This window comes from Chitinophaga varians (assembly GCF_014529945.1).
GTDB classification, from domain to species: Bacteria; Bacteroidota; Bacteroidia; order Chitinophagales; family Chitinophagaceae; genus Chitinophaga; species Chitinophaga varians.
In genome coordinates, this window is sequence record NZ_JACVFB010000007.1 from 175,549 (window position 1) to 201,850 (window position 26,302).

Consider the following 26,302-nt stretch of genomic DNA (forward strand, 5'->3'; position numbering starts at 1 on the left):
GACATCGGTATAAAATATTATTCACCCAAAAAAACTGTTTACTATGGACACTCAAAACAACAGCTTTATCCTGAAGGTAAAAGGCAACTGGAATGAATTAAAAGGTAAGATCAAACAACAATATGCGGACCTTACCGACGACGACCTGTTATATGTGGAAGGCAAGGAAGATGAGCTGCTGGGACGTATCCAGCAGAAAACGGGCAAGACCAAAGAAGAGGTGAAATCATGGATTGACAAGTTATAATACCTGGCCGGTCACATCACATCATAGCCCCGGCTTTAGTCCGGGGCTATGATGTGATATACTGTTCTTCAGCAAAGCGGCCAGTAGTTCATTGGCCGTATGGTTTTCCAGCGTTTCAATGATATCACAAACGTTATTGATTTCCTCTTCCGTAATATAAGGTTTGTTCAACCGTATCATCTTTTCTTTCACTTCATCAAAAGACAAGGGCCGGGTGAAAAAGCCTTTATAGTCTTCTTTTTCTCCGGTAAACTGCTGCCCGTCGATCGTCGTGATGTCCACCTTGCATCTTACTTTATCCGGATAAGCCGCCGTATAAGGATCTAAGAGGCCGGCTACTTTTACCGGCTTGTGCAGGGGAAAACCGGTATGTATTTTCACCTTCTGCAACAGGCTTTGTACATCTTCCTGTAATATCCTGTCCGCTGTCAGCTGTGGCGGGTATACCTGTTTGTCCAGCAGCACCGCCGCCGCCAGATAAGGCAGGCTATGGTCTGCCTGTTCTTTGGAGAAGACCTTTGTCCTGTCGCCGTATTCACCACCGCCCACAATATGATAGGCTGTCAGGAAGGTGGTGATGTTTACCTCCGTCATGTCTGCTGCTCTTAACTGATGGGCCTCCGCAACCTCCTGCAATAGCTCCAGTACAGACTGCGTGTGTACTTCGGCGTTATACGTCTTCAATACGCACCGGGAAAGCAGCTGAAAATCTTCCAGGCTCCATTCGTGTTCCAGTTTTTGCCGATGGATGGCTTCATAGCCCTTTTCCGGTATCTCAAACAATTCCGGCGGGCCGGTAATCCCGTTCTTAGCCAGCATCACCACATTCATACAAGCCGCGTTGACCAACGAAGAGGCCAGTCCCTTCCATTCGCTGGTATAGGAAGCACGGGAAGTGACCACAGGATTTAAATTACAGCCGGCCATGCCCAAGGCGCAGGTGAGCGCTTTGGGAGACAATCCCATCAGCCGGCCTGTAGCGGCAGTAGCAGAGAGCGCCAGCAGGGCGGTATGGTCGAAACCTGCGATCATCACCGGAAAATGCTGTGTCAGCACGCACTCTATGGCATAAGCGGTAGCCATGGCCGACAAAAATGTATCTCCGGATATCTGCCGCAACCCGCATGCTGCCAGCAATATCCCGATGTTATCGCTCGGGTGACAGGTAGACTCTTTCGCCAGAAAATTATCCATAAAATCCGGATAACGAATATAGGCGGTATAACATTGAGCAGCATGATCGGCGGTTAACGGCTGTGCGGCGGAATACAACTGCCTGATGCCTGCTTCCATTTTACGGGGCGTCTCCTGAAACTGCGACCAGATAAAGGAAGCGGCTGCATCCAGCAGGTGAATTTTCAAACGCGACATTATCTCTGTTGGTATATCGGTATAATGATACCGTAGAGCAAACTCAGCGATCTTTTCTGTCTGTGTCATCAGTTTTCTTTTTTAAAAACCTGATGTAAACCCCGTGCCAAACACTGGCACGGGATTAGAAAAGAAGCATTATTATGAGCACCATGAATCTTGAAACCATTAACCGGATCAAGGACCATCCTGATAAACCGTCAACAGACGCTGGCCGTAGCAGAAAGCGTTACCGCAGGTATGTTGCAGGTGGCCTTTTCATCGGCCGACAAAGCAGTTGAATATTTTCAGGGAGGCATTACGGCGTATAACCTTGGACAGAAGGCTCGGCATCTCGGCCTGGACCCTATTCACGGACAGCAGACTGATTGTGTATCTGTTGAAACAGCCCGCGCTTTATCAGAAAACTGTTGTTCCCTTTTTTCATCACATTGGGGAATCGGTATTACCGGATACGCGTCTACTGTACCAGAAGAAGGTATCACGGAATTGTATGCGTACTATAGCATCGCTGCTGATGGGGAGGAGATGAAGTCTGCCCGTATCACACCGCCGCCTGGCGAGGAAGACCCGATAACCATCCGATACTTTTATACCAACGCAGTCATAGATGTGCTACTGGAAATACTCACTACCGTCATACAAAAAAAGCCCCGCTGACAGCGGAGCTTTTTCACGATGGTATGCCATCAATTATTTAAACAGCTGCATCGCCGCGCCTATTTCATAAGCACCGTTATTCGGGTTATTATACCCGCCGGTCTGTGCATGATATAAGGCCTGTATCATCACTGTCTTTTTAATATCTACCCCAAATCCGGCGGTCACACTGTTGGAAGTGTGGTACATGGCCATGATGTTGAGTACATTGTTCAGGAAAGCAGCGTTGACGCCAATGTCCATGATGTTGTCATAACCACGCACGCCCCGGAAGCAGACTTTTGGCGTCAGGCTTTCCAGCGCGCCATCGAACAGGAACCGGTATTCCGCGGCTGAATATAAGATCGTGCCGCCATCTACCGTTTTATTATCTCCGGTAAAGAGACTTCTGATATTAGGCAGCGCTGCCTGCAACGTCAGTTGTCCGTTCGTATAGGCCATCCCGTATTCTCCTTCGAAATAATTATCCCGACGGTTGAAAGCTCCGATGGAAGGGTCGTTGGGGTCACCGTTTACATGAGATACGTCCAGCCGCTGGAAATTAAGCGCCAGCGAGAGGCCAAAGTGCAGCTGTTGCCCCCGCTCCCCTAACGGCAAATGGTAGGCATAACTCATGGCCACGCGGGTACGGTTGATCAATCCTGCCACATCATTAAACACGTTCAGGCCCGCTCCCACTCTTTTACCCAGGGCGCCGTCTACCGTGAAGAAGCGGGTTTCCGGTGCGCCGGTCATTTGTTTGAACTGGCGACGATAGGCCACGTTCACATGCAGCCCGGTATCGATACCGGCCATAGCGGCGTTGGCGAGATATTGATTTTGAAAGTACTGTGTACCGGAAGGCTCCAACAATGCAGGCGCATGGCTGAGTGTCTGAGCCGAGGCGCTGCCTGCCGCTACAGTGAGCAGCAGCAGGGTGAGGCGCTTTGTCAGGGAAGATATTATACTTCTCATGTAATGATATTGATAAGACATCTTTTTGCTATTGATCGTTCCGGATAATGGTGATAAATCCTTTCCATACGCGGGAGGTACCGTTGACGGTGAGCACATAATAGTATGTGCCTTCTGCCAGCGGGTGGCCATTCAGCGTGCCATCCCAATCATTGCTATAGTTGCGGCGCTGATAAATCAGTCTGCCGGTACGGTCAAATATTTTCACTTCGTTGTCCGGATAGCTGTCCAGGTTGCGGACCACCCAGCGGTCGTTTTTACCGTCGCCGTTCGGTGTGAGCAGGTTGGTAGCGTCCAGTTTATAATCATCGGCCACGCGTATGCTGATGGTAGCGACTGCGCTACAACCGGCGGCGTTGGTGCCTGTTACCTGATAGGTGGCGTCCACATGGGGCCGTACGGTCAGCGTCGGCTGATGCAGATCGCCACTGGTGCCGCTGGCAGGTTCCCAGGTATACATCACTCCGCCTGTTGCGGTCAGCGTCACGATATCACCTTTGGAGACCGTGGCGCCTTTATCGCTGCTGATGCTCACACCCGGAAGCGGGTTTACCGTCAGGTAGAAGGTTTGGCTGTAGGTGTCTTTACCACCGTTGTCGGTGCCGCCGTCATCTTTCATGGTCAGCGTAATGGCCGTGTTGCCGCTGGTAACGCCAGGTTTCAACTGGTACCGGATGGTGTTGGTAACCACATCGGCTTTGAGCAGGTCAAAGTAAGGCTGATCGGCCGCCAGCGTAATGGTATAGTGCTGGTCCGGTTCCACCGGTGATACGCCGGTGAGCTGTATCGTTTGCGTAGCGGTAGTAGCACACATATATACGTCCGCCACCCGGTCCATCACCGGTTGTTTATTGACATAAGAGATCTGTACCCTCACAGTAACGGGAACGGCTGTACTGGTGTTCAGCCCATCGCTGACGGTGACCTGCAGGGAGATGGTTTTGCCGGCAAACGTGCGTAGTGCTGTATTGTCTTTGACGGTGATACGGCCGTTGGCATCGAGCGACAAGGCGCCGCCGGAGCCGTCTGTTGTGAGTGTCCAGCCCTGTACGGTGCCTAATGCGTCTGTAGCGGTCAACTGCCCCACGCTGGTGCCGGCAGGGCTATTATCCAATACATCGAATGTCTGCGGGCCGACAACCGGAGCGGTAGCGTCGTACACCAGACTGAGCTGGTTAGATGCCTGATTGGTATTACCGGCGATGTCAGCGGCTATGCCGGCCGGCAACTGCACAGCGACATTACCATCTGCTGCCGGTGTGATCAGCGCGGTGTAATGAATGTTATCTGTTGTCTGCAGCGTACCTGCGCTACCGTTAGTCACCTGTATAGCGGCAGCGGTAAGGCCGGTCACTACGTCGCTGAAAGACAGTTTCACGGTGAACGGTGTATTGATACGGCCGGAGCCGGAGGACGACAGCGTTACAGCGGGACTGGTCGTCTTCACCACAATACCGTTAGTGGCAGGCACCGCCTGTAGTGTCAGCACGGCGTCATTGCCTGCGGCATCTTTCAGGCTACCGCCGTTCAGTACTATCGCATTCCCGAGGCTGATGCCATTCGGCGCGTTGTCGCCGTTTTGTACGGTATAGCTGAATTGCAGTGTAGCCGTTCCCGTGCCACCGGTATAGGTAGCCTGTACCGTTTGTGTACCGATGGTCACCGGTATAGAAGGTGTACCGGTCACGTTCACCAGCTCAGACATGGTGACATTGAATTCCAGCGGCTTACCGGCCTTGTAGTGGCCATTTACGGGCACGCCTGTACTGGTCACCACCGGCGCCGTGATATCTGCCTGAAGGCTGAGGGTATTGGATGCATCGTTGTCGTTCAATCCTATATTCTGCGCGGCGCCGGCAGCTACCTTTACCGTCACGGTACCATCAGCCGATGGCGTGACCATGGTCGTATAGGCGATATTGTTAGTGGTTTGCAGCGGGCTGAGTGTGCCGTTGGTAACGGTGATACCACCGGTGGCCAATCCTGTCACCGCCTCACTGAAAGTGACGGTCACCGGGAATGCTTGTCGCACGGGACTTACCGCCGTGGTGCTCACGATAACGGTCGGATGTTGCGTATTGACAAATACATTGCTGGTATTACCGACATTATTCAGCGTAGTGACAGCATTATTACCGGCCTGGTCTTTCACCACACCGCTGAAGGCAGCCCCTACAGTAATGCCGTCCATATCCATAGCACCATTAGGAATGGTGTAACTAAATTCCAGTGTAGCCGTTCCTGTTCCACCGGTATAGGTAGCCTGTACCGTTTGTGTACCGATGGTCACCGGTATATAACTGGTAGTAGCGGCGGTTACCGGTTCAGACAGGGTGAGCTTGAAGTTCAGCTGCTGGCCGGCTTTGTAATAGCCCGGGGCTGGCACATCTACGCTCGTTACCACAGGAGCCGTCACATCTCCCTGAAGGGTAAGCGTATTGGACGCCAGGTTATCATTGCCAACGCTATTCCTGGCCACACCGGCAGGTACCTGTATAGTCACAGCACCATCTGAAGGCGTGATCACTGCGGTATAGGTGATATTATCCGTGGTCTGCAGCTGGCCGGCAGTACCCTTGCCCACCGTAATGTCACTGATAGTAAATCCGGTCACGGCTTCACTGAAAACAAATTTCACTGTAAACGCATTGCTGACAGGACTTGTAGCGATAGTGCTGAGGGTAACGGTGGGCTGCTGGGCAGTGACTAACACCTGGCTGGTGTTTCCAATGTTTCTTAAGGTCAGTTCAGCATTATTGCCGGCTGCATCGTTAATAGTACCGCCATTCAGGTGCATGACAGCCCCCACGGAAATACCATCGAGGTCCACGTCTCCGGCTTGCACAATATATTTGAATCTCATCGATTGAGGGCCGCCCTTGCCGTCGAACGTTGCCTGTACAATCCGGGAGCCGATGATCACCGGTATCGAAGGAATACCTGACACCCATACCTCTTCTGACATGTTCACGAGGAAGTCCAGCGACTGGCCGGCTTTATAGGAGCCGGGCAGCGGAGCGGTTATATTATTCACCTGTGGAGCGGTAGCATCATAGGTGACCGTAACCGTGTTGGAAATCGAATTACCGGTATGGGCATTATTGGAGGCGGTATTCGCCGGCAAGGTAACCTGTACGGGGCCGTCAACGACCGGCGTAATCCATACGGTATAAACCGCGCCATTTTTATCTGTCAGACTATCCACCCTTCCGTTGGTTACCTGGAAATCACCGATAGTAAGGCCAGTAACAACCTCACTAAAGCTAACCGTTATTCCGAAGAACTTATTGACAGGTGATGGTACGGTGGGATTCAATGTCACACCAGGTATAGCGGTATTCACCCTAACATGCGTAGTAGGTGAAATCGTGGATAACGTCAGCGCCGCATCATTGCCGGCAGGATCTTTAATGGTACCGCCATTCAATTGAACAGCAGTGCCCAGTTCCACCCCGTCATCATCGCGCTCACCCGGCTGTACCTGATAGGCAAAGGCCAGTCCATTTCCGGATGCTGTACCGGTGTAAGGCACCTGTACGACTTTACTGCCAATGGTAAGGGACAGGAAAGGCGTTCCGGTTACTGTCACCGGTTCGCTAAACCGCACTTCGAAATCAAGCGTCTGACCGGCGGCATAGTAGTCATTAACAGGAACAGCCACGGATGTTACCTGCGGTGCTGTAACATCGGCGGTGGCGGTGAGTGTATTAGATGCAGCATTGCCGATACCGGCGATATTCACAGCTGAATTAGCCGGCAGGGTAACAGCTACCGCTCCATCTGCTATCGGTTTCACCAACATGGTATAGGTACGGCCGCCGTCCGTAGTGATGGGAGGATCGACGGTGGCGTTAGACACGGTGAAATCGCCTTCTACCAGTCCGGTGACCTTTTCCGAGAAGGTAACGGTCATCGTGAATGCCGGCCCAACAACCGGTACTGCACTGGTAGTCAGCGTTGCCGTAGGCACAGCCGTATATACGAGCACCTGGGAAGTATTACCCACGCTGTTCAGGGCGAGCAGCGCATTGTTGCCGGCAACATCTTTCAGTGTACCACCATTCAGGTTGATACCACCACCAACGGTGATGCCATCCAGGTCATTATCTCCTGCCTTTACCACATAACTGAAAAAGAACTCTCTGCCATTGTCGCTGGTATAGTCAGCCTGCACTGTTTTAGTGCCAATTGTAATAGGCAGGGACGGCGTACCGGTTATCACCGTTGTCTCCGACATTGTCACTTTAAACTCCAGCGGATCTCCGGTACTGTGGTATCCATTGGGGGGAACCGCAACACTGCTCACTTCCGGGGCCGTCTGGTCCACGTTGAAAGTTAACTTATTCGATTCCTGATTGTCATTACCGGCCAATGCCTGCTTTACAGCCCCCGCAGGCAAATACATGGTGTAAGCGCCCGGTGTCCTTGGAGTGATCATAAGGGTATAGGTGGTAGCATTCACCATCGCCAGATTGCTGAGGTCAGCGTTGGCAATGGTCAACGATGAGAGACTAAGCCCCGTCACCGGTTCACTGAACGTAAGCGTGAGGGTAAATGCTCCGTTGACAATCGGTGATGCCATAGAAAGGACACAGGTGGGTAACATGGTATTGACTTTTACGCCACTGGTGCTTCCGATATTATTCAGGGTGATATTGGCGTCGTTACCTGCCTGATCGCGGATAACGCTACCATTGAGGTTAAGCGTATTTACGGTGATGCCCGTCACTGTTTCATCCTGCGGCACAACGGTATAACGGAAACGCAGGGAGGAAGAAGAAGGGCTGCTTACATATACCGCCTGCCTTACCTGCGAACCGATGGTAATATTAATATAAGGCGTACCACCTGCGGTACTCATCGTTAGACGTTCATTAAAGGCAACATCCACATCCAGGTTGCTGCCAATTTTATAGTATCCTGCGGCCACACTTACGGCGGCCACGGCAGGCGCTGTCTTATCTGCTGTTACGCTCAGGGTATTGGAGGCCTGATTGCCATTGCCGCCGATATTCAACGCTGCATCGGCAGGCACCTGTATGGCTACCGGCCCATCGCCCGGCAGCGTCACCGTAACGGTGAAGGTTATACTATCACTGGTCACCATATTGGAAAGGACCGCATTGGTAACCGTTATATTAGCGGGTTTAAACAGGGATACTACCTCGCTGAAAGTGATAGTGGCCGTAAACGCGTCTTTCACATACGCAGGTGCAGCGGTGGTGATGGCCGCTGTCGGATGTGCGGTATTGACCAAAATACCGGCGGTGTTGCCGATACTATTCAACGTAAGGACCGCATTATTGGTGGCAGCGTCACGGATAGATCCGCCATTGACACTCAGGGAATTGATGGTAATACCATCATTGTCCATGTCTCCGTTGGCAATGATATAACGGAAACGCGCCACATTGGGGGATGGACTGCTCAGGAAAACGGCTTGTTTAGTGGCGCTGCCGATGGTCAGCTGCAACAATGGAGTACCGCCGGCCGTGTTTACAACAATATTTTCATCAAACGTTACATCAAAATCGAGGACGTCTCCCTCCCGGTAGTATTTGTTGCCGGGGACAGCCACACTGCTCACTTTCGGCGCTGTCTTGTCCACCACAAAGTTGATAGTGTTCGATGGCAGAACCAAGTTACCGGCAAGTGCCTGTCGCACACCCATGGTGGACATACTCATGTTAAATGCCCCTTCCCGGGTGGGACTAATTTTAAAGGTATAGGTAGTGCCGGTGCCTCCCAAATAGGTAACAGTAGCATAAACAACGTTCACAGTCCCCGCATTCACACCTGTCACCGCTTCACTGTAAACAGCCGTCAGGACAAAATCACCATTGACCGGTGATGGTGCTGACATGCTGATCACGCAGGAAGGCATGGTGGTATTGACTTTTACGCTGCTGGTGTTTCCGATATTATTCAACGTGGTATTAGCATTATTTCCCCCGGCATTCTGGATGGTAGCGCCATTGAGATTCAGGTTATTGACGGCGATGCCATCTGCGTCGTCATCTCCCATTTGGAGTTGATAACTGAATCGCAACGTATTGGGGCCAGGACTGCTTATATATTTGGCTTGTCTTACCTGTGATCCTATCGTCAGGTCGATATAAGGAATCCCCGAAGCTGTGTTCACCATTACATCCTGGTCGAAAGCAACATCAAAAACAAGTGCTTCCGTTGCGTTGTAATACTTTGCGGCCGGTACCGTCACGCTGGTGATCGAAGGATTAGTGGTGATAGTCCAGTTATATGGTACCCAGGCAGACTGGTTTCCCGCGTTGTCTGTTGCTCTTACTTCAAAAAGATGCGCTCCCGTGGACAGGCCGGTATAAAAGAGAGGAGAAGTACCAGCAATAGGTGCACCGCCATCGAGTCTGGTTTCATAGGTAGCAGTTTCATTGGCTGTAAAAGCAAACGTGGCATTTTTAGCGGAGGTCATTGCCGGTGGCGTACTCAGTATGCTGGCCACAGGCGGCGTTTTGTCAATCGTGTAAGTCGCTCCGGTATAGGGCGCATTGCTGACAGGGTTTATCAGCCCGCCATTTTTCAGTGCCAGTGTCAGCGTACCATCTCCGGTGCCCGTATTTACGTCGATCGTATAATAGTTGACGTTAGGAAGCACGTTGGTAATGGCCGCGCCGGTAAGTCCGGCAGTGTTCAGAGAGAAAGCATCTATTCCCGGCGTATAGCGTAGCCCGAGATTGGTGTTGAATTTATAGCGTACGGTGTTTGCATTGGTAACGGTGGGGTTCACGGCCGATAGCTCCGTCACTATTAATGATAACGGCGTCAGCTTTTTCACGCCGGCAGTTAGTGGGTTGTTATTGTAATCCGTTAACTGGTCAAAATAGATGGCGGAATTGTTTCCGGTTACGGTAATCCCCAACGGAATATAGCCATTGACGACATCACTAAAAACACCGCCATAAAGCATTGAATTGGGCTGCGAACCGGAGGCCCCAAACCGGACCCTCCCGAACGTGCCATTCAAGGTCATGTCTGCCTCCAGTGCATACAAATTACCATTATCATCGCATGCCAGCGATGTAAAACCTCCCGAACCAATAGGTGTAGGCGTTGTTTCTCCCTGTTTTAACCGAAAAATCTGGTTGGAGTTGGGGGTATTGTAAGGTGCACCCAAACAGGTAGTAAAATACACGGTGTTGTTTTTATCCACCGCCAGGCCCCAAGGATAAATACTAAAATCCTTTTGTCTGAACAAACCCGGCACATTGGAGTCATCACACAACACGATGCCCGCTCCGGTCTCCTGCCCAGCCAGATACTTTACCAGTTTACATTTTCCGGTGCCAACATCTGTCTGCAGCACCAGCAGATTGTCCTGCTGGTCAAAGGCCAGGTTGCTATACCCTTCGCCCGATCTGACCAACTGGGCCGGGTCATAACCGGTACCATTAAAACGCACTTTGAGGATTCTGCTGCCGCCGACATCATTTAGGGAAGTGGTCAAAAATACTTCGTCCTTTGAGTTTACGGCAATACCCGAGAAAAAGCTGCCGTCCACACCGGGACCAGCGGTTTGTTCGGCGTAAACAAAATATACACTGGAACTACCGTTCAGATATTTGAGGACCGTCACCCGCCCGTTAAAGTCATAGGCCACGGTGTAGATGTTATTATTCCGGTCGTGCGTAATAGCCGTATGTTGCGGATCAGAGGCAAAATCGGACGGAGAAAACTGCGCACTGGCCGGCATCGCTGCCAGCAGCAGGCACCACAACAAACAGGACCATCCAAGGCGGATCATTTTAGGGATATACATACTATCGAATTAACAGCAAACAGGTTTTAACGGAACACACCAGTGTTCTGTGTCCTGTTTATTTTATTTTGCAGAACAAGATTTTATCAGGGAAATATTTACAGTACGGCTATCTGTCGTTGATGACTATACGTAGCGTTCCGATAAGGAACCCGGCGAGTAAGCCATCCCATAGTCCGGGATCATAGCGCGGTAACTGGTGACAGATGTGGTCAACACTGGCATAGGGACATTCGCATTCGGTAAAAAATGCTGATTTTCATTCTGGTACATACGGTCGTCGCGGTTTATACGGGTCGATATTGAATGGACAAAAGGGGTAACGGCTTAACGATCGGATTATTGGTTAAAATTAATGCGCGCAAAGATATTCAAATTTTAAAAATATGCAGCCGGGATTTTTCCCATCTTATCCTATCTTGTGGACCGGAAAAAACCAGGCCGTTTGTTCTCTTAAATCATCCAATATGTCCTCTTTACAAGAATTCGCCCAAAACTTTGACGGAAAACCTGTTCCTACCGCGCTGGTTCGGCTGCTGGCATTTCAGCAGGAGACCGGCTTTGAAGAATATGCCCAGGGTTTCGGGCTGCTGCGCGACGATAAATCCGGCCTGCAACATGGCTGGTGTTCCGAACCGGCTTTCCTGGAAAAACTGATGCCCTTCGCCCAGGCCAACGGCTCCGGCTCTTTCTACGCTTTATGGCTGCAGCATGACAGCACCGACCTGAACGAACTGCCGGTAGTGGTTTTCGGCGATGAAGGCGGTGAATATGTGGTGGCAGAAAATATCAACGGTCTCCTGCAACTGCTCACCATCGATACTGAACCAATGATCTTTGAAGAGGTGATCTTCTATAAAGACGAAGATGACGACTATTCCAGCTCCTACGCAGAAGAATACCGTACCTGGCTGAAGGAGAATTTCAGCCTCGATGCCATCACTGATGCGGAAAGCATCATCAACGCCGCACAAGAAAAACATCAGGCTGCTTTTGACGCCTGGAAACAACAGTATTTCGGCTGATAACACCAACGCATAGCCGCTGTGCAAACGGGCCACAGCCATGTGTTCCCGCATCTTCACTGCGGTCCGGAAACATTGGCAGGCAAAACTTATCCAGCTACCAATTGTCATCAATTTTCAATAAATAACTAAAAAATTTTTATCAATTTCGTATATTGTAGCCAAGACTAACTACAACGATGTACAACTGTTCAGAAAACCTTAACGTCAGGTAACGCGCACCGGTATCTTGCGAAAACTAAAATAACGGCATCATTGTAATCAAGACCCTCAATTGATAACTTTGACCTACTAAAAAACCCACAACGAATGTATGCGTAGATTCTGGCGCCTGTTGAAAACTCTTCCATTCCTTGGTACAGATGGAGCACCGCTTCCGTTAAACAGCAAGCGTGTCATCATCATCCTTAATTCCCTGGCTTTATTAACCTCTTTCCTGTGCTTCCTGATCTCCACCGTTTTATGGAACACAGCCCACGAAATTCGCATCTCCGGCGTTGGCTACGCCATGGCTGTCATTTACCTCAGCGTGCCGTTGTTCAACAAAGCCGGTAAAACCAACTCCGCCCTACTGACCATCTTCCTGCTGCAGTCCTTCAGCGCTATGTACTACGGCGCCCTGTTAGGACCCGCTATCAACATAGAAGCACTGGCCGTATTCCTCTGCGGCGCCGCCCTGCTGATCATCAAGTCCAGTCGCTACAAATGGACAGCTATCAGCTTTGTATTAACGGTAACGGTTATATTGAAAGTGATCTGGTATGGTAATCTGATAGACCCGCTGCCGCTGAGCATCGGCAACAACCGGTTGGTATATTTCTTCGCCGCCGGGGCCGTACTGCTGATGAATGCACTGCTGCTTTATTTCTACGAACGCGCCGTGAACAAAAGCAACCGCGAACTGGAACTGCTCGTCGAAGAAAGAACAGAAGCCCTGAACCAGGCCAACCGCTATAAAACTACTTATCTCAACTCGCTGTCGCACGACTACCGTACGCAGCTGAACCCTATCTACGGCCTGGCGCATGAACTGGTATTACAGGCCGAAGACGAAGGCATGCCGGACCAGATACAGGTATCCACCGACGTGATCCGCGCATTGTATGCCTCTTCCCGCAACATGCTCGATATGACCAACGTGGTGCTGGACACCGCCCGCATCGAGGCGGGCATGTACGATGTGCCGCAGCCGGCACCGTTTTCTGTCAGACAATGGCTTTATCAGCAGCTGGACAGCTACCAGTATGTTTCGCCTGTGCCGTTGCAATTGCAGCTGGCAGGTATCCCCGGCCGCATTGTTTCTGATGCCGCCCTGCTGACAAGGATATTGAGCAATCTGCTGACCAACGCGATTAAATTCTCCTGCCCCGGCGGCAGCATCACCATCATGGCCCGCGCCACCGGTCAGCATTTCATCCTCGAAGTGCGCGATGAAGGCAAGGGCATCCCTGCCGAAGAACTGGAGAAAGTTTTTGATTTATATATCACCGGTTCCAAGCCCGGAGAAGGCACCGGACTGGGACTGCCCATTTCCCGGAAAATAGCAGAGACCCTGGGCGGCACCCTGACCGCCACCAGCGAAATCGGCCAGGGCAGCACCTTCCGGCTGAGCATCCCTATGGTGGCCGATAACAGCCGCAGGTCACAGCCGCAGCAGCCGAACGAATTTGAGAAATTCTACGGCGCTAAAGTGCTCTGCGTGGACGATGACCACAGCAACCGCCTGCTGGCTGAGCTGCAACTAAAACGATTAGGCTGCACCACCGCCTTTGCCGCCTCTTCCGGTGAAGCGCTCGGCAAAGCACGCGAAGTCATCCCTGACGTGATCCTGCTCGATTATTACCTGCCCGAAATATCCGGCATGGCCCTGCTCGAAAAAATCCGCAAAGACACTGTACTGCGTCATATCCCGGTAATTTTTATCAGCGGAAACGCAGATACAGCGGAGATCGCAATGGCCCGGACACATGGCGACGGGTTCCTCTCCAAGCCCATCATGCTGGAACAATTGTACTATGCCCTGCTCCCGTTTCTGTCCAGCAGGCTCGTCACTGAGACGGGACAATTATAACGTCAACGGCTAAATATTAAAATATTTAGCCGTAACTTGATATGGCCAAATTATGTGATATGAATGCAATAATTCTCCCGATCCTTTACTGCCCTATCGAGCCAGCGATCAATCCAAATTACCAACATGCCATCGACCACACCAATGCGTGGGTAAAGAGATTTGCACTGCATGCCGACAGCAGTTACGAAAAATACCTGGAAGATAATTTCGGTATGATGACCGCCAGGTTTTATCCAGAATGCGGGCTGGACCAGCTGAAGCTCGCCAACGATGCCAACGTGCTGTTATTCGTGATGGACGATGCCATGGACAACCAGATAGAGCGCGACGAACTGATACAGTCCCGATTAAATTTCGAAAGTTTCGTAGCGGCCTGTAAGCAGATCCTGTCGGACCCGCAGCCTCCCAAAGCCGGTGAAACCGGCGTTATGGCGGCGCTGGCAGATGTATGGATTCGTTTCAAAGCTATCAGCACGTCCGAATGGCAACGCAACTTCGTGGAAAGCCTGCACAAAATGTTTGCCGCCGGGCTGTGGGAATATGGCAACGTACAAACCGGTCAGCTCCCGTCCGTCGCTGAGTTTTACAAGAGAAGACAATATCTCGGAGCGGCACATGTCAGCACTGACATGATCGAAGTGATAGAAGAAATATCACTGCCGGCCGATATTCTTCAGCATCCGGCAGTGACGGAATTAGTGGTATTGGCGCGCAACCTGGTATGCTGGGCCAATGATCTCTTTTCCCTGTCGAAGGAACTGGACCATGGCGACCAGCATAACATGGTGCTGATCATGAAAGCTGAAAGAGCGCTCTCACTGGAAACGGCCATTGTACAGGCAGCCGGGTTGCATGACCAGGAAATGCGTCAGTTTGAACGGGCATCCGCCCAGCTCCCCTCCTTCGGCGCCTATGATGCCGCTGTCAGGAAATACGTCCGCATTTTGGCCGCTATTCTCCGCGGTAACATGGACTGGAGCTACAGGGAAACGGCACGGTACACCTTCGAATATGGCCACGTGGCGCTAGATCTTGTCTAATACCAGCGGCAGGCTCTTCAGGCTGTATACCAGCGCGCTGATTTCCGGCTCCGGCTCTACTGCCGTTGCCAGTCGCACCCGCGCATGACGGAAAATCGTTTCAAAAGCAATCCGTGTTTCCACTCTCGCCAACGGCGCACCCAGGCAATAATGGATACCATGCCCGAAACTCAACGCCTGATTCAGATTGGCGCGGTCCATATCAAAAGCGTCCGGATGCGCAAAAACAGATGCGTCTTTATTGGCGGTGCTGACAGACACATTGACCAGATCACCTTTTTTAATGGCTGCGGAGGAAACAATGGTGTCCTTCGCAGCTATTCTCGGAAATCCTTTCACCGGCGATAATACCCGCAATGCTTCCGTGATGGCACGAGGAATATCATCCGTGTGCGTAGCCAGATGCGCCTGTATATCCGGCAGCTGAGAGAAAATATACATGGCATTGGCCAGAGAGCTCTTCGTTGTTTCATACCCTCCCAGGAAAATAGCCACACACATGGCAATCACGTCCATCGTCTCCAGTCTGCTGCCTTCCACTTCAGAAACAATCAGCTGTGAAATCAGGTCGTCTTCCGGATGGGCAGTACGTTTGTTGATGAGCTCAGAGAAAAAGATGCTCATCTCCTGCATGGAGCGACCGAAAATTTCTACGCCGATCACCCGCGGATCACCTGCAACAGCGATGATCCATTGTCTTACCTTCTCCACTTCAGCATCGGGCACGCCCAGTAACCGGGATATCACCCGGTGGGGCAGCTGTAATGCAAAATCACCCACGAATTCAATCGTACCGGTAGTCAGATGTGGCAACAACAATTCCTCGCATTGTTGTCGTATCCACCCCTCTGACTGGGCAATAATGGCCGGTGAAAAGGCCTTAGTGGCCAACGCCCGCAGGTGTTTGTGTTTCGGCGGGTCTGTCACATTCAGGTTGCGCGTAAATACGTTGTCATCGGTTTTAGGGATGTACTCACTTGAAAAAGTAGCATAGTCACTCAGTACAGCCACCACGTCCTCATAACGGGTCACCTGCCAGGCGCCGGGAATATGGTCGGAATAGTAAGGGGTGAAACTGGTGTCGAAAAAGGGTGGTGCAGCCTGCATACGTGGATGCAGGGGGTGTTGGCTCAAAGGCGTTTTCATTTTTTAGTAATGGATTAGAGAATGTTGAACAATCACTTTGGTAGGTAAATTACTTAGAAATTCGATAATTTTATTTATCTTACCCACAAAACACTGTACCCTGATTCCGTAACCCAAAAAACTGAAATTTAGGCCTTTGATGAATACCCGCTTACAACGTGCAGAAGGGAAAGATTTTCTTTCTATGACCCTCAATATATCCGTAATATGAAACCAGAGCGTATCACAATGGTCGATGTAACCAGGCAAATGTTATTAAAGCCAATAGTGGCTGGAGCCGATGGTAGTGAAAGAGACGTAGAAAAACGTTCGACGATACAGCTGAATGCAATGGCGCTCATATTGTTCTCTTTGGTTGTCGGGGTTGGAGGATATTTCTATTTTCTTAAATCCAGTCTGCTATTTCTTATTGGCGTTCCACTCGAAGCGTTTTGTTTTCTGGCAGTGATTTTCTTAAACTGGAGAAAACAATACTTTAATGCCAACCTCCTGATGTTGCTTACGAATGTCATTTTTATCGGATACTGGTCTACAGTATTGGGTGACGGTATTTCCATTGAAATGCTACTGGTCTTTATTACCGTAATTACGTTCCATCTGACATCGTCCTTTGTACTTTATAAAAAAACCAAAGCGCTTCTATATGGAATAGTTGGATGTATACTGATGGTTATTTACATTATCATGAATGCCTACATGCATTTCATCACTCCATTGGATCTCAGTAAAAACGTAACAGCCGTTATGCGCTGGGCAACCAGTATCGCGCTGTTGGTTTTTATTCTTAGTATATTAACTTCATACGCTACTCAAATCAATGGATTATTGATCGAGTCCCGCAGACTACAAATGGCATCCGAGCGGAAAACCGCTTATCTGTCCGAAGTATTTCACGAAGTAAGGACCCCGCTAAATGTGGTATACAGCATTGCACAGCTATTTCTGCTAAAGAAAGATAAACTGTCTGCCCTGGAAGAAGAGGATTCCGATGAAGAATACAAACTGCCCAGCGGCAGCGAAATGGCCGACCAATTGTACAGCTCCACTGCGCTCACCCGCAATATCATCAACCATGTGCTGGAAATCGCGAAAATCGAGAGCGGTAAATTCATCGAAATCAACAAGGAAGATTTTTCCCTGTTTGGCCTTGTCAACTCCACTATCGCTGCCCACTCCTATTTGGCCAGTCCAAAGGGCATAAAGATAGAGCTGGAAATCGACGATGCATTGAAACAAGCCATCCATAGCGATAAAATGATCTTAACCAAGATCTTTAATAACCTGTTATCCAATGGCATTAAGTATACGACCAACAATACTGTAGTACGGGTAGTATTGAAAAAGGCTGACGACTATTGGTGGACGCTGTCAATCACGAACACCGGAAAGATAGACCCCATCATTGCCAGGGCCGTATTTGAACGTTTTGTGGCAAAAGGTGAAAGTGAATCCAGCAGCGGATTAGGCCTGGCTATCACCAAACACCTCGTGGAATTGCTGGGCGGAGAAATCTCCATCCTTTCCAGCCCGGACCCCGACCTGACTACGATGCATGTGAGGCTGCCATATGAAGCGGGCGCCAAACCACTGGTACAACTCAATAAGGTGGCTGACGGAAAAAACATCTTCTGGAAATCAAAAGTATCGATGTTTGAAGATGACCCGATGGGGGCAGGCTGGGTGATGCGCTTCCTCAAGAAATGGGGGGTAGATGCCAAACTTTACAAAGATGAAGACATTGACGGTGCAATTAACCGTATTATAGCCGATAATCCCAATCTGGTCATTACAGACCTGAACATGCCAGGATTATCAGGGGAGATGCTTTTAAAGCGGATGAGGGAACATCCTGCCTTAAAAAGCATCCCCGTTTTGATTGTCAGTGCCAGTGAATCGTTTTCCGAAAATGAAGCTATAGCTATTGGTGCAGAAGGCTTTATAAAGAAACCTATTGATTTTGGTGAACTATGCCTGACATTGGCTAAATTTTTACCCTATCGAGCGGTGTCATAATCTCAGCTATAACGACCAGTATCCAGTACAGCCCAATCATCGTATCCTCTCACGATTTGATAAACTCCAGCGATATATTTCGCTAGTTGTGTATTAATACGATCACCAAAATCAGGAAGCAGGGTGCGGGCCGTTTCAAATTCCTGAAGGTGCCGTTGATGCTCGCTGCTGACAAAATCGATAGCATCATCCATCGTTAAATTATATTCCCGTTTTGCAATCAGAATCAGGTTAAATCCGGCTTCTTCCAATGCTGCTTCACGACTGATGGAGTGCAGGTCATTAGAAAGGCAGCCTAGCAGATTAAGCTCCAATTCTATCCTTTTTACAACTGGATGAGTGTATACCTCCTGTGGAATCCTCAATCCTGCAAACATAGCCACCAGCGGGAACATGATATAAAAACCAGTAAAAGGACGCTCCCGATAATAATCATCTATGCTCACTTGATGCCGATGAAGTTGCATCCTGATCTCCAGCTTACATTCCGTCAGATAGTCTTCAACGTGGGTACTGAATTGCTGATACAGGAAAGGACGGTCACTACAAATACTCCGCATCTTACTAACGATGTTCCCAAGCGCTAATTCCAAATGCCCATTCCCCTGATAGATCCTTCCCTGCAAAATACTGATGAATACATCCAGCTGAGCGGTCATTTGCACGGCCCGGATCTTATCTTCCGATCCCCGGTCGCAACTATCATCCACCGTAAAGAGCCATGTCAACAGTTCTCCTGCCAACGTAATATGTTCCAGACTGGCAAAGGGATACTCTCGGGCTGCCTGCAATCCAAATCGGGCATGGTTGTACCATTTCAGCGGTTTAAAAAAAGGCGACAGGTTAAATTCCTGCGCCCAATTCACTGTGTTGGCCTGTACGGTTTCACTATGATCGCTGATTTTAACGTCACCAGGGATAGTGACCATTGCATACTTTCGATTTAACATAACAATTTGATTTAAAAAGTGAAGAAGAAAAAAATAAGAAATGAAATAAAGTGGTAGCATTCTAAAGTGTAGATCTAACCAATCGCTAAGGGTACAAGCTGATGGTCTGGCTATTTTAAAGAAAAAGGTGTCGTTGTTTTATTAAGATAGCTAAAAATTACATATTACCTAAATCGTATAGGCACTGCCGTAATCGTGCAGCCAAAAAAGCCCAAAGTATATAATACCCTGGGCTAATCCATGAAATATGCTTTAATAAAACATTAATCAAATCGACAAAGGTCCATAATCCTGCTGTGACAGTTTTGTTTTCAACGACACTAAAAACACAGCCTTCGGCTGTCTCTCAAATGTAAATCGGCATGCTCTTCTCCATTTTACCAGTAACTGTTGGCTGCTAACTTTGCTGATGTTTCGTTGGTAAAGATAGTCTGATGATCGGGGTTTTCTTATAGTCTTATGGCAGCTGCCATCCCGATGGTTATCCTGGTGGACGGGGGTCCGCTTCATGGTTCCGCAACGCAAAATACCTCAGCCGGGTGGTAAAATACGCCCCCGACCGGGGCCAATAGGGATGATCAAATATAATTGCTACCGGCAGAGACAAATGCTCCCCGTTCTATAAGTTACGTAAAAATTCTGTTTTTGGTTGGTTAAGCTACCTCGTGATTTTCCCCGTAGCCTTTTTGCTGAATGGAGATTTTCCCTCCCACCCCACACTGGCAGGTAGATTGCTCGGTGAGTATCTTTAAATCGTTGATGGTATCCTTTTCTGTTGTCTGCTGCCATGCTACCGGCGCCGGCACACATTTACCACGGGTGATAGTGCAGGCGCCGAAATTAGGGATATTCACTTCGGCGCCCTTATCTTGCTCGGTAGCCACCAGCTTGCCTTCCACTTCGTAGAATTGCTGGCTGGTGACTTTCAGTTTGGAAGGCGCAGCCCCTTTGTCGCACATCAGGACGGCCTGTTCTGTTATCTTCTGCGGCATAGCACGATCTTAGTTATTGGTGAAATTCGTCTCCGTTCTGTTAAGCACCTTGCCGGTGGCGTCATCCAGGATGACTTTCTCCACCTTTTCGGGTTGCTTCAGCCATTCAATGGTCCAGGTTTTACCCTGGGTATTGCCAGCCCTCCGGATTTTGGTGTGATAACCGGTGCTTTGCAGGATCGGTCCTCTGTCTACCCGGATACCTTCCTGCTCGCAGAACCTCAGCACGTCTTCCAGTTTAAGGTGATAGTCCTTGTCGTAGTTGACTTCCCGCACCAATCGCCCCTGTTCGTCAAACTCGTACCAGGTGCCCAGTTGCAGGAACCCGTTGTTAAAGTAAAGCCCTTTGGCTTTGATGTTGCCGTTGTTCTTATAATACACTTTCTGTAGCATATAATAAGAAGTACGGGGCGTGAAACTATAACCCATACCGCCATCCCAGACGGTCATCTCCAGGTAGGAGCCATCGGGCTGGGTGGCTCTCAGCACATTATCATTTTTATCTTTTCTGTTATTGAACAGGACGGAATCGAATTTCTCAAAGTCTTTTGTTACAACAGGATTGTTCATGTTATTTCCTTTTGTTTGTTTGGTCTGGTTCGTTATCTGGGCATTACATGCTGTACCTACGGCCAGTAAAAATATCAGTATGTATTTAATCATAAACATGGTTTTATGGTTTATTCCGGATCTGCTTTGGCGTTAGCAATCACCCATTGCCAGTGCCACAGGGCGCTTCTGACGATGGCCGGGCTGGCCTGGTGGGAATAGTCCATCAGGTTCTCCGTGAGTCTATACTGGTACGTATACTTGGCATGAGGGCTGGAACCCGGATTACTAAAGGTGTGCGGCAGGTTGAGGGAATGCAGGAACTCGTGCGCGGCCGTCTGGTCGTTCTTCGTGGGGAAGAGCATCACGGAGCTGCCAATGGAGTACCCATTGAGGCCGTTGAGGCTGCCGCCCTGCATATATCCGCCGCCCTCGCCCATATAGTAGGCCCTGAAGTAGCGGTCATATTTATGTTCATGTGCCGGATTGGCGGCTTTCAATTGTGCTTTCAGTTTGCTATAGAGGTGGTTTTCCAGCGTTACAAAACCGGACGGGGCGCCGGCGCCGATATAATAAGCCACTATCTGGCCGCCATTGTTATAAGCGCCACCGGACTGGAAACCGGGATCGGCGGTCACGTTCAGGGTTTCTTCCACTACCTCCACGTTGATCAGCGCCTGCTTCAGGTATTTGGCGAACAGGTCTTTCTGCCCGCTGGTACTGCCTGTCTGCGCCACAGCGCTGGACATCGGCGGGGTGGCTACTTTCACCAGCACGATCTTCTTTTTGCGGCGTTTGGCGGAGTTATTGGCCATCACCTTCACGAAACCGGCTTTCTTCACGGTTTCGGTACCGTCAGGATTTTTGGTAACGGCGTTGACGATAATGGTCTGGTCGGTGGCAAAAGCGGTCAGGCACTCGATGGTAACGGCGTCGTTCAGTTTATGCAGGCCCTTACCTTTTCCCTTTACATTGGTCTCTTTAGGGGTGATGTTAAAGTGGCTGTTATCTACAAAACGCAGCAGGTCCGGTTCTTCTTCGATCTCCACATACAGGCTCAGCGTGGCTTTGGTGTTGGTATACCCTGTAGACACCGGCGCTGGCGGCGGTGTGCCGGCAGGAGCGCCGGCAGCGGCAGCTTTAGGCGGCGGCGTGGTCTTCTGGGACGGATACAGGCTTAACCAGGCGCCAAAATACTGTTCGTAGATGGTAGCGCCGCTGGCATCCTTTACTTCCGCACCGGAAGCGTCTTTTTTAGGCTTCCATACGATCTTATGGGCGTGGTATTCGTTGGATTTCAGGGAACGGACCATCCCGTCGTCCTTTTTGAAATGGAAGGAGTAGTCGTTCAGGTTGGTGAGCAAGGTGGTGAAAGCAGCATCCTGATAGTGTTTGCCGATATGGTCATCGTACTGAACATCGCCATCCCTGCCGGTATCGGTGTTGCGGTACCAGTCGAACCCAAAGTCCTCGCCTGCCCAGCCGCTCTTCGGCCGGAAATGCACAATGCACTTGGATTGTATCTCCGGGGTGGCCGGCTCGTACTGCATGGGGCTGTTGCTGTGTTTATTACCCTGCTGGCCTTTCATTTCGGCGGTGCCTTTGGAGTTGAGCGTGGCCGTTTCGTCGGAATGCAGGAACAGCTTTTTCTGTCCGGCGATGTAGAAGTCCTCCGCCTCGATCTTCATCTCCCCTTTGGGGGTATGGATGAGCGCTTTGGTGGCTTGCAGGTGCAGGTATTTGGAGACCATCTGCTTCATCTCCGGTGTGTTGACCAGCATCTGGGCCATGGCGTTGATCATCATCTGATTGCCCACGTCCATCTGCAACATATTGCCGACGGTCATATGCAGCATATTGTCCACCACGATGTTCATATCGGTGGAGCGGAGGCTCATGGTCTTCGGTGCGTTGATGGTCACATTGGCGCTGGCGGCGTCGATGATGATGCTGCCGTTGCCGTCCATGGTGACGGTGTTGCCGCTGGCATCCTGTACCACCATGCTGTTGTCGCCATCATTATAGATGATTTTATTGCCGCTGCGGGTTTGTATGGTTTTAATATCGTTTTCGGCATTGCTGAAGGCCGTATTGGCATTGCCGTGGTACACGGTACCGATAATATAAGGTTTAACGGCGCTGTCATTTTCAAAACCCACGATCACCTCCTCGTCAATTTCGGGGACAAAGAAATGTCCTTTGCCTCCGCCGCCATGAGGCGATGCGATCCGCACCCAGGGTGTTTTCTCTTCACCGTTCATCCAGTGGAACTTCACCCGTACCCTGCCCATGCCTTTGGGGTCGTGGTTATCGGTAACGATGGCGCTCTGTGTTTCGCAGACGGGCGCCTGAGGGATGGAAACCGGCGGCAGGTGGATCGAAGACGGGACGGCGGTAAACTCGTTACGGTAATCGCCCTTGGTATCTACAAAATGGCTGATGGTGGTCACGATATATTCCCCATACCCTTCGGTGCTGCCGTTAAATACGTTGTTGGACACGATCTCCGCTCTGGCGCCGATGGCCACGCCGGGATGCCCGCTATGGCCGGTGAGGCGGACCATCTTACTGCCTTCCATGGCGCTGTGCAACGTGGCCATTTCGTCCTGTTGCTTTTTACTGCCGGTATAACGGAAGTTCCACTGCTTGGGCTGTGTGCTGAAGATGGTCTGTGCTTTTTCGTGCACTTTTTCGCCGAGGGAGTTAAGGCCTGCTTTCTGCCCTACATTGTCGGCCTGGGGCACACTGGTATACAATTCACTGTTCTGGTAATCCCAGCCCATATATTGCGTCCGGGTAGGACGCGCATTGAGATTGATGTTGAAGTGGCTTAACGTGCTCCCATATACGAGGGAAGTCTTGGCATCACCGGTAGGCGGGCCCAGTACGAGATTACGGCCGTCCCAGAACAACCACTCCCCGTTTTCAGCGCTGAGGCGTTGTAAAAAGGCCCATGCTGTTTCCTTGTACTGTACCATATAATCATATGGTTCTTTCGCCAGCGGCTGTACTTTGGGAGATAATTGATTTTGCGGGAAGAACCGCAGCACGTCCTGCGCAATATCGCGCAGCGGCTTCTGTTCCCAGGTTTTGCAGTGCGGACCGTTGTCCAGCACGATGGTAGGGCTGTAGCCGGAGATGATGATCTCTCCGTATTGGCCGTTTACCCGTGATGTTTCCACACTGGTAACAATACCGTTGAACGTTAGGTCTCCTTTCAGACCGACGCCGGAGATGTGCGCCCCAAAGGTGCTGCCGATCATGTCCCGCGAAGACGAAAAGATGCCGCTAAGGCCGTCGATGGCTTGCGCCGGACAAATTAAGGTAAACTGATGGTGATCAAATATGGACTGGTTTAGCGCAAATGAGGTGAACTGTAATACGGGGTTACCATCAATGCTAAACATAGTATCGGTCAGTTGGGCCATACATGTAAAGGGTTAATACAATTGTTGTTTAAAGATATGTTGCCGTGAATTTACATTAAAAATCAATTCCCCGCAATATCTTTTACCAACCAGATAGTATGATATCTGTTTATCATATTTCCCCCTTTACCCTATCTTTCCTCCAGCCAGCGCAGGAAAACAGCCGTCTTCTCTTTTCCGATCAGTAGTTTTTCGGGAGTAGCCACCTGCAGGTTTACCAGTAGCTTCCGCGCGAAATAATGTTCCACTTCCCGTATAGCCGCAAAGTTGATAAGATACTGGCGGTTCAACCGGTAAAACTGCTTCGCCGATAACTGTTGCTGCACCTGGTCCAGCGACTGGGTAATGGTATATTCTTCTCCCTTAAAAGTAACGATCGACGGCGACGTGTATTTAATATAGATATACGCTATCTGATCGGTTTGCACCGTCATGTACTTGTTGTTCTTAAACACAAGAAAACTTTTCTTTCCTTCGTCCACACTGATTTTGCGGATAAGATCTTCCAGATTATTACCGGAATTTTGCTGGAAAAAATTGCGGAAACTCTCCACTTTCTCCAGGGCCGTCTTCAGATCTTCTTCGGAGAAAGGTTTCAGCAGATAGTCCACCCCATTGGCTTTGATGGCATCGAGCGCATATTCGCCGTAGGCCGTGCAGAATATGACCGGGCAGGTAATGGTAACGGACTTGAATATATCAAAACTCAATCCGTCTGACAGCTGGATGTCCATAAAGATCAGACCGGGCATGTCGTGGTCCGACAGCCAGTCGATGGCCGCCTCCACACTCTGCAGCTTAGCCTGTATCTGAATGGATGGGCGCAACCTGACAATCAGGTTTTCCAACGACCTTGCGGCCTTGATTTCATCCTCAATGATGATGGCGTTCATATATAATCGGTAATTTAACGATAAACTTTTCGGCGGTAACATCGATGATCATTTCACCGTCCAGGAGGTGCTGGTACCGCTGGCTGATATTCTCCAACCCAATCCCCGTCGAGGATTCCGGCACCCGTTTCAGCTGGATATTATTTTCCACCACAATATGCTCCGCAGTGGAATAAAGGTTAATATGCAACGGCTTTTCCTCCGAAACAATATTGTGTTTGATACAGTTTTCAATCAGCAGCTGCAACGTGAAAGGCGGAATCATCGACGCATATACTTCCGGCGCAATTTCTTTCTTCAGCTCAAAACCGCTTTCAAAACGGGCTTTCAGCAGATATACATAGGAGTCCAGTATCTCTGTTTCCTCTGACAACCTTATCAGGTTCAGCTTCCGGCTTTCCAGCGTAAACCGGTAAAAATCGGACAGCTTCAGGATAAAGTTGACCGCCTGCCGGTCGTCGCTCTCCACCATATATTTCAGGGTATTCAGGCTGTTGAACAGGAAATGCGGGTTCACCTGTTGCTTCAGCAGCTCGTACTGCGCCCACAGATTGGCCGAGGTGGTACGTTCCAGCTCCAGCGATACCTGCTGGTTCAGGTAACTCTGGTGCAACAGGTGAATAAACATATAGAACGTCAGGTTGATCAATATCCCTCTTACTTCAAACATCAGCATCACCGGCCCGAAATTCAGGTGAGACAACAGGTACTGCTGGATACAGGATAATACGAACATGATGACCAGCCCCACCAGCAAATTACGCAGCAGGCGTTTGGTGCCAAATCCACCGGCGTTTTTGGCCGTATATGACGGGAACGTATATACGTTATAATACCATATCAGCAGGGAGAACCCGGAGGTGACCGCGGCGTCCACCAGTGCTTCATATAGTACAAAATGATGGTCGGCTATCTTCGGAATGGCCGTCAGTATCCCCAGGGAGACAGAGCTTAACCATATAATCCGGTTAGATATTTTAAATGCCGGTTGTTGTTGTGTATTCACTTCCTGATAATTGATCTGTTGCAAATGTATTGTTCCCGGGCCGGAAAGCCGCCTTTTCAATGGCTGAATCAGACATATCCGCCCCTGAGTCAGACAATCCTCCTCCTGAATCAGACAGGCCTCCTTCCCTGCCCTTTTCCGGCCTGAAAACCGTCAGGGTGG

The 26,302-nt window shown here is 50.0% G+C and carries 16 protein-coding genes; 6 read left to right on the forward strand and 10 right to left on the reverse strand.

Annotated features, from left to right (window positions below; translation table 11 throughout):
• Positions 1-43: 43 nt before the first annotated feature.
• Positions 44-247, forward strand: a complete 204-nt coding sequence (locus tag ICL55_RS29540) for a CsbD family protein (protein ID WP_188104494.1) — start codon at positions 44-46, stop codon at positions 245-247.
• 21 nt (positions 248-268) lie between these two features.
• Here ICL55_RS29540 and ICL55_RS29545 read toward each other — a convergent pair whose 3' ends face one another.
• Complete coding sequence (locus ICL55_RS29545; RefSeq protein WP_188104496.1) at positions 269-1,687, reverse strand: MmgE/PrpD family protein; 1,419 nt, start codon at positions 1,685-1,687, stop codon at positions 269-271.
• Between the two features lie 90 nt (positions 1,688-1,777).
• Between ICL55_RS29545 and ICL55_RS29550 the strand changes: the two genes are divergently transcribed.
• Positions 1,778-2,278: a CinA family protein gene (locus ICL55_RS29550; RefSeq protein ID WP_188104498.1), complete on the forward strand. Its 501-nt coding sequence runs from the start codon at positions 1,778-1,780 to the stop codon at positions 2,276-2,278.
• Positions 2,279-2,311: 33 nt separating this feature from the next.
• On the opposite strand, the gene ICL55_RS29555 is transcribed toward ICL55_RS29550, so the two are convergent.
• Together ICL55_RS29555 and ICL55_RS29560 are read right to left on the reverse strand one after the other, a co-directional pair.
• Positions 2,312-3,232: a PorP/SprF family type IX secretion system membrane protein gene (locus ICL55_RS29555; RefSeq protein ID WP_188104500.1), complete on the reverse strand. Its 921-nt coding sequence runs from the start codon at positions 3,230-3,232 to the stop codon at positions 2,312-2,314.
• A gap of 28 nt (positions 3,233-3,260) precedes the next feature.
• Complete coding sequence (locus tag ICL55_RS29560) at positions 3,261-11,024, reverse strand: Ig-like domain-containing protein (protein WP_188104502.1); 7,764 nt, start codon at positions 11,022-11,024, stop codon at positions 3,261-3,263.
• A gap of 467 nt (positions 11,025-11,491) precedes the next feature.
• On the opposite strand from ICL55_RS29560, the gene ICL55_RS29565 reads away from it, so the two are divergent.
• From ICL55_RS29565 to ICL55_RS29575, 3 genes are all read left to right on the forward strand, one after another.
• The gene (locus ICL55_RS29565) at positions 11,492-12,049 is read left to right on the forward strand and encodes a hypothetical protein (protein WP_188104504.1); all 558 of its coding nucleotides are present in this window, start codon (positions 11,492-11,494) and stop codon (positions 12,047-12,049) included.
• Between the two features lie 313 nt (positions 12,050-12,362).
• The gene (locus tag ICL55_RS29570; protein ID WP_188104506.1) at positions 12,363-14,120 is read left to right on the forward strand and encodes a hybrid sensor histidine kinase/response regulator; all 1,758 of its coding nucleotides are present in this window, start codon (positions 12,363-12,365) and stop codon (positions 14,118-14,120) included.
• Positions 14,121-14,179: 59 nt separating this feature from the next.
• Positions 14,180-15,163: a terpene synthase family protein gene (locus tag ICL55_RS29575; protein WP_188104508.1), complete on the forward strand. Its 984-nt coding sequence runs from the start codon at positions 14,180-14,182 to the stop codon at positions 15,161-15,163.
• Here the strand turns inward: ICL55_RS29575 and ICL55_RS29580 are convergent.
• Positions 15,149-16,297 carry a cytochrome P450 gene (locus tag ICL55_RS29580; protein WP_188104510.1) on the reverse strand — a complete coding sequence of 383 codons (1,149 nt, stop codon included), beginning with the start codon at positions 16,295-16,297 and terminating at the stop codon, positions 15,149-15,151. The genes ICL55_RS29575 and ICL55_RS29580 overlap by 15 nt on opposite strands.
• 837 nt (positions 16,298-17,134) lie before the next feature.
• On the opposite strand from ICL55_RS29580, the gene ICL55_RS29585 reads away from it, so the two are divergent.
• Positions 17,135-18,322, forward strand: coding sequence for a hybrid sensor histidine kinase/response regulator (locus tag ICL55_RS29585; protein WP_223151636.1), 1,188 nt, complete (start codon positions 17,135-17,137; stop codon positions 18,320-18,322).
• 2 nt (positions 18,323-18,324) lie between these two features.
• Here ICL55_RS29585 and ICL55_RS29590 read toward each other — a convergent pair whose 3' ends face one another.
• The 6 genes from ICL55_RS29590 to ICL55_RS29620 form a co-directional block, all read right to left on the reverse strand.
• The gene (locus ICL55_RS29590) at positions 18,325-19,272 is read right to left on the reverse strand and encodes a terpene synthase family protein (protein ID WP_223151637.1); all 948 of its coding nucleotides are present in this window, start codon (positions 19,270-19,272) and stop codon (positions 18,325-18,327) included.
• 653 nt (positions 19,273-19,925) lie between these two features.
• Complete coding sequence (locus ICL55_RS29600; RefSeq protein ID WP_188104518.1) at positions 19,926-20,264, reverse strand: DUF4280 domain-containing protein; 339 nt, start codon at positions 20,262-20,264, stop codon at positions 19,926-19,928.
• A gap of 9 nt (positions 20,265-20,273) precedes the next feature.
• Complete coding sequence (locus ICL55_RS29605; protein WP_188104520.1) at positions 20,274-20,927, reverse strand: hypothetical protein; 654 nt, start codon at positions 20,925-20,927, stop codon at positions 20,274-20,276.
• Between the two features lie 17 nt (positions 20,928-20,944).
• On the reverse strand, positions 20,945-24,241 hold the full coding sequence (locus ICL55_RS29610) for a type VI secretion system Vgr family protein (protein ID WP_188104522.1): 3,297 nt from the start codon (positions 24,239-24,241) through the stop codon (positions 20,945-20,947).
• Between the two features lie 131 nt (positions 24,242-24,372).
• Positions 24,373-25,134: a LytR/AlgR family response regulator transcription factor gene (locus ICL55_RS29615; protein WP_188104524.1), complete on the reverse strand. Its 762-nt coding sequence runs from the start codon at positions 25,132-25,134 to the stop codon at positions 24,373-24,375.
• Positions 25,115-26,164 carry a sensor histidine kinase gene (locus ICL55_RS29620; RefSeq protein ID WP_223151638.1) on the reverse strand — a complete coding sequence of 350 codons (1,050 nt, stop codon included), beginning with the start codon at positions 26,162-26,164 and terminating at the stop codon, positions 25,115-25,117. The genes ICL55_RS29615 and ICL55_RS29620 overlap by 20 nt, the downstream gene beginning before the upstream one ends.
• Positions 26,165-26,302 lie beyond the last annotated feature (138 nt).